At 74.8% G+C, this 3,145-nt stretch carries 2 protein-coding genes; one reads left to right on the forward strand and one right to left on the reverse strand.

All coding sequences use genetic code 11. The annotated features are described in order from the left end of the window. Positions 1-161: 161 nt before the first annotated feature. Complete coding sequence (locus ABT160_RS46650; RefSeq protein WP_351656421.1) at positions 162-1,154, reverse strand: GDSL-type esterase/lipase family protein; 993 nt, start codon at positions 1,152-1,154, stop codon at positions 162-164. A gap of 433 nt (positions 1,155-1,587) precedes the next feature. Here ABT160_RS46650 and ABT160_RS46655 point away from each other — a divergent pair, with 433 nt between their 5' ends. Then, complete coding sequence (locus tag ABT160_RS46655) at positions 1,588-3,042, forward strand: amino acid permease (RefSeq protein ID WP_351656424.1); 1,455 nt, start codon at positions 1,588-1,590, stop codon at positions 3,040-3,042. Positions 3,043-3,145 lie beyond the last annotated feature (103 nt).

The raw sequence follows: 3,145 nt of genomic DNA on the forward strand, positions 1-3,145 counted from the left end.
GTGGCCGTCGACGATCCAGTCGTCGCCGTCGCGCTCCAGGCGGGTGGTGACGCCGGAGGCGTCGGGGCCGGCCCCCCCCTGCGACCCCCCCCGCCCGCCCCCCAACCGACCCCCGGGCCCCCCGGCCCGGGGCCCCGCGGCCTTTGTCCGGGTGCTCCGCGTCAACCCGTGCGCCCCACCAGGGTGTTGAGCGCCTTCGCCGCCGCCGCGCCGATCAGCGCGTGGCCCTCGTCGTCCGGGTGCAGCCCGTCCGCCAGGTGCTCGGCGCGCAGCAGGTCGCGGCCCGGCAGCACGGCGAGCCGGCTGTCGCCCGCCGCCACCAGGTCCCGGCCCGCCTCCTCCATCGCGGTGCGCAACTCGCCCAGCGTGGCGCCCAGTTCATTGGGCTCCGACTCCGCCCCGGGGCGCAGCACCGGGGAGAGCAGGAGCAGCGGGGCGTCCGGGTGGCCCCGGCGGACCAGGGCGACGAACGCCCGGGTGGTCTCGTACAGCAGCCCGGGCGTGTGCGGGACCCGGGACCAGCAGTTGGTGCCGAAGGCGAGGGTGAGCAGGTCGCCGGGGAGCGTCGCGAGCTGCTGGGCGACGGGCAGTTCGCCGCGCCCGCAGCCCGCGTAGCCCAGGTTCACCGTGTCCACGCCCAGGGCGCGCCCGGCGACGGCGGGCCAGGCGTGCGCGGGGCGGGTGGACCACCAGCCCTCGGTGATGGAGTCGCCGTGCACCAGCCAGCGCGGGCGGCGCGGGGCGGGTGCCACGGTGCCGCCGACGGCGCGCAGGCCGAGCACCACGGGGGACCGGGCCTCGGGCGGGTGGACGGTGAACGGGCCGTGTGACGGCGGGAGTCCGATCCGTACGACCTGCTCGCCCGCCGGGTCCGCGAGCACCTCGCGCACGCACCGGTCGCCCTCCCACAGCGCGAAGCAGTCCGGCAGCTCCCGCTCCCCGTCGCGCGGCCCGGGCGTCGCGGCCCGGTAGCGCACCTCCACGGCGCGGGCCCCCGAGGAGACGAACTCCAGCCGTACGCCGATGGGCAGCGCAGCCCGCTCCGCGGTGTCCCAGGGCAGCCGCTCCAGGTCCCCGGGGTCCGCCCGCACCGCCCGCTCGCCGTCCCGCCAGGCGGTGCCGCGCAGGAAGGGGGCCGGGTCCAGCCAGGTCATGCGGGCCTCCGATCGTCGGGTGCGCCGCCGCGGTGGCGGCGGTGCAGGGTCGGTCGCCGGGCGCGAGGAGTCAAGGGGCGGGCGCCCGGCACCCCGGGGCGCGTACCCCGTACCGCGCGTGCCCCCGTACCGGCGGTACGCACCTTCCCGGACCGGACGGTCGTTCGGACCCCAAATGGTCGATTCGTGCACCGGGGCGCAATGTTTCCCCGTCCCGGGCCGAAGTGCGCAATGATCATCCGGGGATGCGCAACAACGATGCATTACGAGCGCGAAGATCCACCCCATAGGCTCAGGCCCCGTACCAGGAGTGGCGGCGACCGCCGGCTCGGCGGTCGAACCACCCCACGCGGGCCCGCACGGCTGCCCGCGCACCGCCCCGGCCGCACTCGCGCCCCTCTCGCGCCATCCGCAGCGACAAGGAGCCCCCGCAGTGCTGGACCACGGCGACGCACCATCCGCCACCGAGCCGCCGGCGCGCCGCGCCACCGGGGCGGCCGCGCTCATGCGCCGCAAGCCCGTAGAGACCCTGGTCGCCGAGGGCGGCCAGGGCGAGGGCGGCTCCCTGCGCCGCTCGCTGTCCATGTGGCAGCTGACGATGATCAGCATCGGCGCCACCCTGGGCACCGGCATCTTCGTCGTCCTCGGCGAGGCCGTGCCCAAGGCCGGGCCCGCCGTCACGGTCTCCTTCGTGATCGCCGGCCTGACCGCCCTGTTCTCCGCGCTCTCCTACGCCGAACTGGCCGGCAGCATCCCGGTCGCCGGCTCCTCGTACTCGTACGCGTACGCAACGATGGGCGAACTCATCGCCTGGGTCTGCGGCTGGTGCCTGGTCCTGGAGTACGGCGTCTCGGTCGCCGCCGTGGCCGTCGGCTGGGGCGAGTACCTCAATGAACTCCTCGACGGGACCATCGGCGTCACCATCCCGGACGCGCTCTCCGCGCCCCCCGGCGACGGCGGCTACTTCAACCTCCCCGCGCTGATCGTCGTCATCCTCGCGATGGTCTTCCTGCTCGGCGGCGCCCGCGAGTCCGCCCGCGCCAACACCGTCATGGTGATCGTCAAGATCGCGTCGCTGCTGCTCTTCTGCACCGTCGGCTTCATCGGCTTCAAGTCCGGCAACTACGCCGACTTCATGCCGCTGGGCACCGCGGGCGTCAGCGGCGCCGCCGCCACCCTGTTCTTCTCGTACATCGGCTTCGACGCCGCCTCGACGGCCGGTGAGGAGGCGAAGAACCCGCAGCGCGACCTGCCCCGCGCGATCATGCTGTCCCTGGTCATCGTCACCGTGCTGTACGTGCTCGTCGCGGCCGTCGCCGTGGGCGCCCGCCCCTGGCGGCAGTTCACCGACACCGAGGCCAGCCTCGCCGCGATCATGAAGGACGTCACCGGCCAGTCCTTCTGGGGCACGCTGCTCGCCGCCTGCGCCGTCATCGCCATCGCCAGCGTCGTGCTGACCGTGCTCTACGGCCAGACCCGCGTGCTCTTCGCGATGTCCCGCGACGGCCTGGTGCCCAAGGTCTTCTCCAAGGTCCACCCGCGCACCGGCACGCCCCGCGTGAACACCGTCATCGTGTCGCTCTTCTGCGGCGTCCTCGCCGCCGCCATCCCGCTCGGCCAGCTCGCCGACGCCACCAGCATCGGCACGCTCTTCGCCTTCGCCCTGGTCAACGTCGCCGTCGTGGTGCTGCGCTACAAGCGCCCCGACATGCCGCGCACCTTCAAGGTCGCCTTCGGCCCGGTCCTGCCGGTCATCGGCTTCCTCTTCTGCGGCTACATGATGTTCAGCCTGGAGGCGGTCACCTGGATCGTCTTCGGCATCTGGCTCGCCGTCGGCCTGGTGATCTACTTCGGCTACAGCCGCACCCGCTCCAAGCTCCACGCCTGAGCCCGGACGCCGGGGGGCGGCGGGCCGCGCCCGCCCCGCCGGCCCCCCCCCCACCCCGGGGCGGGCGCCGCCCACAACACCGAGCCGGGGCCGGCGACGCCCC

It is taken from the genome of Streptomyces sp. NPDC001941 (assembly GCF_040296945.1).
Classification (GTDB): Bacteria; Actinomycetota; Actinomycetes; order Streptomycetales; family Streptomycetaceae; genus Streptomyces.

Excerpts from the sequence above, each read along its gene's own strand:
- ABT160_RS46650 (WP_351656421.1), bottom strand. The coding sequence starts at position 1,154 with ATGACCTGGCTGGACCCGGCCCCCTTCCTGCGCGGCACCGCCTGGCGG.